Genomic DNA, 5,777 nt, shown 5'->3' on the forward strand with positions numbered 1-5,777 from the left:
CGGAGCCGCCGGGTCCGGCCCCGGTCACCCCCCGCCGAAGCGCGTGCGAATGGCCTCGGCCACCTGGCCGGCGTGGCGGGACATGATGGTGAAGTGGTCGCCGTCGAGGACCACCTCCTCGTGCTCCTGCGGCCAGGTGTGCCGCCACTCGTGGTCCTCCAGCGGCGCGGCGCCTTCGGGGGTCTGGGGCGGGGCGGCGGCGGTGAGCACCAGCACCGGCACGGACGGGGCCGGGTCCAGCCGCCATTCGTTGTTGTGCAAGCCGATGTAGAGGGCCGATGCGGTGATCTTCTCGAACGAGTAGTTCTCGCGCCGCGTCACCTGCTGGTACTGCTGCTGGAAGAATTCCTGCAGCCGCACGGGGATGTGGTCGCCGGGATAGGTGTCGACCAGCACCACGCCGCGGGGCATCGGGGCACCGGAGCGCTCGATCTCCGCGGCCACGGCGTGCGCCTGGGCGCCGCCCGAGGAGTAGCCGACCAGCACGTACGGCTCGTCGCCGCCGACGCGGACAACGGCGGCGGCGAGCGTGTCGATCAGCGCGCTCCACGAAGCCGCCACGGGTGCGTCCGTCGTGTAACCCGGGGGCACGATCACGGTCACGTCGGCGAGGCCGGTGAAGTGCGTGGCCATGGCGCTGTAGTTCAGCACCGGCTCCCAGGTCGAGATCGACGGCAGGCAGATGAGCCGCGGCAGCCGCCCGCCCCGGGCCAGCTCGGTGACCAGCACACCGCCGGCCAGCGCGTCGGCCGTCGTGGCGCGTTCGCGGACCGCGGCGGCCGCCGTGGCGAGGGCGTTCGCCGCGGCGTGCTGCCCGCTTTCCACCAGTGCGGCGTAGACACCGGTGAAGTCCCGGCCCGCCGAAGGGGTTTCGCGCGGCTGGTCCAGCCGGGCGAGCAGGTCCCGCGCCCCGGCCCGCGGGGTGGCGTGGTCGAACACCCAGGTCACCGGCAACGGCACCCCCAGGGCCCGGCCGAGCCGGTTGCGCAGCTCCACCGCCGTCAGCGAGTCGAAGCCCGCCTCGCGGTAGACCCGGCCCGCGTCCAGTCCGCCGTCTTCGGTGCCGCGGCCCAGCACGATCGCCGCCTCCCGCCGGACCAGGTCGGTCAGCACCTCCATCTTCGCACCGGCATCCAGCCCGGCCAGGTCGCCCGGCCCACCGGCCTTCGGCGCGGCCGCCCGCGGCACGAGGTCGCGCAGCAGCGGGTCGGGCGGGCCTTCGCGCAGGGCCGCGTGGTCCAGCAGCACGGGCACGAGCGCCGGCTCGGTCGAGGCCAGCGCCGCGTCCAGCAGCTCCAGGCCGGTCGGCACGGGCATGAGCCGGAGCCCGGACCGCGCGGTCCACTGCGCTTCACGCGCCGTGCGCTGCTCGTCCGCCCCCTCGTAGCTCCAAAGCCCCCAGGCCAGCGAAGTGGCGGGGAACCCGGCGGCGCGGCGGCGGACGGCCAGCGCGTCCAGGTAGGCGTTCGCGGCGGCGTATCCGCCCTGGCCGGGGCTGCTCAGCACCCCCGCGGCCGAGGAGAACAGCACGAACGCCCGCAGGTCCAGCCCGCGCGTGAGCTCGTCGAGGTGAGCCGCGGCCTCCGCCTTCGGCCGCAGCACGGCCTTCAGCCGGTCCGGGGTCAGGTCGCCGATCAGGGCGTCGTCGAACACCCCGGCCGCGTGGACCACCCCGGTCAGCGGACCGGCCGACGCGACCAAACCGCGCAGCGCCTCCCGGTCGGTGACGTCGCAGGCGACCGTGCGCACCGACGCGCCCGCCGCCTCCAGCTCGGCGGTCAGCGCCGGGTTGGCGCCCGTCCTCGAAGCCAGTACCAGCCGCCGGATCCCGTGCGCGGCCACGAGGTGCTTCGCGACGAGCCCGCCCAGCACCCCCGTGCCCCCGGTGATCAGCACGGTGCCGGCCGGATCGAGCGGTTCGGCGACCTCGAGGCCGGCCGACCGTGGGGTCAGCCGCGGCACGGCCAGTGCCCCCTCCCGCACCGCCAGCTGCCACTCCCCCGTGCCCAGCACGTCCGGGATCTCGTCGCCGGGAAGATCGAGCAGCAGGAACCGCTCCGGCAGCTCGGCCTGGGCGCTGCGCACCAGGCCCCACACCGCGGCCGCATCCGGGTCGGTCGCGACGTCGCGGGTGAGGACCACCAGCCGCGTCGGCCCGGTAGCGAACCGCTGGAGCGCTTCGAGGACTTCGCCGAGTTCGCCGGCGCGCAGCACCGCCCACGGCTCGCCGGCCGCCTCGCCGGCCGAAGGCAGCTCCAGCCGCCCGGTCACCGGGCCGAACGGCACCCAGTCCACCCCGTAGGGCTTCGGCGCGAACGACACCGGCCGCGTCACCAGCGAGCCGGCCGTCAGCACCGGCGCGCCGGACTCGTCCGCGACCAGGACCGCCACCCCCTCCGCGGAGACGGTCAGCCGCACGCGCACGACGGGACCGGCGTCCCCGTGCACCGCGACGTCCTTCCAGGCGAAGGCGATCCCCGGTTCGCCGTCGCCGAGGAAGGCCGGGTGCAGGGCCGCGTCCAGCAGGGCCGGGTGGATCGCGAACCCGGCCCCGGCCTCGAGCGCGACCTCGCCGTACCAGTCAGCACCCGCCCGCCAGGCCGCCCGCAGCCCCTGGAACGCCGGGCCGTATTCGTAGCCCCGGTCGGCCAGCTTCGGGTAGAAGCCGTCGAGCCCGCACGGCTGCGCGCCCGCGGGCGGCCACGGGCCGAGTGGCGCCGGGCGCGCTCCCGCCGGTGCGAGGGTGCCGGTGGCGTGCCGGGTCCACGGGGTCCCCTCCGGACCGGACCGCGAGTGGATCTCGAACGCGCGGCCACGCACCGCCACCTGCACGGCCACCGCGCCGGTGCCCGGCACCAGCGGCGCCTCCATGACCAGCTCGGCCACCACCGGGTGCGCCACCCGCCGCCCGGCCTGCACCGCCAGCTCGACGAACACCGAGCCCGGGGCCAGCACCGTGCCCGAGACCGCGTGCTCGGCCAGCCACGGATGCGTCTCCCGCGAGAGCAGCCCGCTCAGCACGAGACCGCCGGACGGGCTCGGCACGGCCGCCCCGAGCACCGGGTGCCGCACCTCCTCCAGCCCCAGCCGCGCCGGGACGCCCCGGGCCTGCGGGCGCAGCCAGAAGTGCCGGTGCTCGAACGCCGTGGTCGGCACCGGGGCCGGGCGGACCTCGGGCAGCACCGCGGTCCAGTCGACCTCGGCGCCGTGGGCGAACAGCTCGGCCAGCGCCCGGACCAGGCGGTCGCTGCCCCCGTCGTCGCGGCGCAGCACCCCGGCCACCGCCGCGTCCGGCCGCGTCCCGGCGATCGACGAGGTCAGCACCGGGTGCGTGCTCACCTCGACGAACAACCCGAAGCCGGTCAGCGCGCCGATGGCGTCGGCGAAGCGGACCCGGTGGACCAGGTTCCGGCTCCAGTACCGGGGGCCGATCGGCTCCCGCACCCAGTCTGCGTCCACAGTGGACATCCACGGCACGGCCGGGACCCGCCCGCGGACGTCGGCCAGCAGTTCCTCCACCCGGGCCGCGATGGGCTCCGCGTGCCGGGTGTGCGAAGCGAAGGAAGCCGCCACCGTGCGCACCCGCACCCCGCGCTCACGGTAGTGCCGTTCGGCTTCGGCGATCGCCTCGTGGCTCCCGGCCAGCACCACCGAATCGGGTCCGTTGACCGCGGCGATCTCGATGCCGTCGGCGGCCACCACCCGCTCCGCCGGCAGGGCGACGCTCAGCAGTCCGCCCCCCTGCCCCAGTTCGGCGCCGGCCGCGGCCCGCAGCGCCACCACCTTCGCCGCGTCCACCAGCGACAGCGCACCCGAAACGCAGGCCGCCGCGATCTCGCCCTGCGAATGCCCGACCACCGCGTCCGGCCGCACCCCGCAGGACTCCAGCAGCGCGGCGAGCGACACCATCACCGCGAAGGTCACCGGCTGCAGCACCTCGACCCGGTCCAACGCGCCCGCGCCCAGCACCACCTCCCGCAGCGACCAGTCCACCCACGGCGCCAGCGCCCGCTCGCACTCCTGCATCCGGTCCGCGAACACCGGCTCGGACGCCCACAGCTCCCGGCCCATGCCCACCCACTGCGCCCCCTGACCGGGGAAGACGAACACGGTCCGGGGCGCCTCCGCCGCCACCCCGGTGACCACCTCGGCCGAGGACCGCGCCGCGGCCAGGTCCCGCAGCCCGGCGATCGGATCCGCGCCGAGCACCACGGCCCGGTGGGCCCAGCGCGCCCGGGCGGTGGCCAGCGCGCGGGCGACCCCGGCCCGCCCCGCCCCGGTCTCCCCCAGGTACCCGGCCAGCTTCGCGGCCTGCGCGGCCAGCGCCGGGGCGGAGCGCGCGGAAACCACCAGCGGCCACGCCCCGGCCGCCTCGGCCGGCCGCGGACCGGTGGCCGCCGGGGCCTCCTCCAGGATCAGGTGCGCGTTCGTCCCGGCCACGCCGAAGGAGGACACCGCGGCCCGGCGCGGGTGCCCGTCCGGCTTCCACGCCACCGGTTCGGTCAGCAGTTCGACCGCGCCGCGGGACCAGTCCACCTGCTCGCTGGGCCGGCGCACGTGCAGGGTGCGCGGCAGCAGCTCGTGCTCCATCGCCAGCACCATCTTGATCACCCCGGCCACCCCGGCCGCCGCCTGCGCGTGGCCGAGGTTGGACTTCGCCGAACCGAGCCACAGTGGACGGTCGCGGTCCTGCCCGTAGGTCGCCAGCACGGCCTGGGCCTCGATCGGGTCCCCGAGCACGGTCCCGGTGCCGTGGGCCTCCACCGCGTCCACATCGGACGGTTGCAGCCCGGCGTCGGCCAGCGCCCGGCGGATCACCTGCTGCTGGGCCGGGCCGTGGGGCGCGGTCAGCCCGTTGGACGCGCCGTCGGAGTTGACCGCGGATCCGCGCAGCACCGCCAGGACGGGCCGGTCCTCGCGCTGCGCGTCGGACAGCCGTTGCAGCACCAGCACCCCGGCGCCCTCCGACCAGCCGGTGCCGTCGGCGTCGGCGGAGAAGGACTTGCACACTCCGTCCGGGGCGAGCCCGCCCTGCTTGGAGATCTCGGTGAACACCCCCGGCGTGGCCATCACCGTCACCCCGCCGGCCAGCGCGGTCGAGCACTCCCCCGCCCGCAGCGCCCGCTGGGCGAGGTGCAGCGAGACCAGCGAAGACGAGCACGCCGTGTCCACGGTCATCGAGGGACCGTGCGCGCCCAGCACGTAGGAAACCCGGCCGGACAGCGCCGCCGGGGCCGTGCCGGTGAGCAGGAACCCCTCCGACTCGCCCGCGGCGCCGATCCCGTAGGACTGCATCGAGGCCCCGATGAACACCCCGAGATCGCTGCCCCGCACCGAGGTCGGATCGATCCCCGCGCGCTCCAGCGCCTCCCACGCGGTCTCCAGCACCAGCCGCTGCTGCGGGTCCATGGCCAGCGCCTCGCGCGGGGAGATGCCGAAGAACTCCGCGTCGAAGGCCCCCGCGTCCGCCAGGAACGAACCGCACCGGGTCACCGAGCGGCCCGCCGCCTCCGGGTCGGTGCTGAACAGCGCTTCGGTGTCCCAGCCGCGGTCGGCCGGGAACTCGCCGACGGCGGTGCGCCCGTGCGCGAGCAGGTCCCAGAACTGCCCGGGCTCGACGATGCCGCCGGGCAGCCGCAGGCCGATGCCGACGATCGCGACGGCCTCGCCGCGCTCGGCCTCCAGCCGGGCGACGCGCTCGCGCGCCCGGCGCAGCTCGACGGTCATCCGCTTGAAGTATTCGACGCTCTTGTCGTCCATGCTGGTCTCCACCGCCG

At 76.2% G+C, this 5,777-nt stretch carries 1 protein-coding gene; it reads right to left on the reverse strand.

Annotated elements, in window-relative coordinates; all coding sequences use genetic code 11:
- Positions 1–24: 24 nt before the first annotated feature.
- Positions 25–5,772 (reverse strand): SDR family NAD(P)-dependent oxidoreductase, encoded by a 5,748-nt coding sequence (locus tag NYF13_RS19410; protein ID WP_396287621.1) that lies wholly within the window; start codon positions 5,770–5,772, stop codon positions 25–27.
- Positions 5,773–5,777 lie beyond the last annotated feature (5 nt).

It is taken from the genome of Amycolatopsis sp. PS_44_ISF1 (assembly GCF_032335455.1).
GTDB lineage: Bacteria > Actinomycetota > Actinomycetes > Mycobacteriales > Pseudonocardiaceae > Amycolatopsis.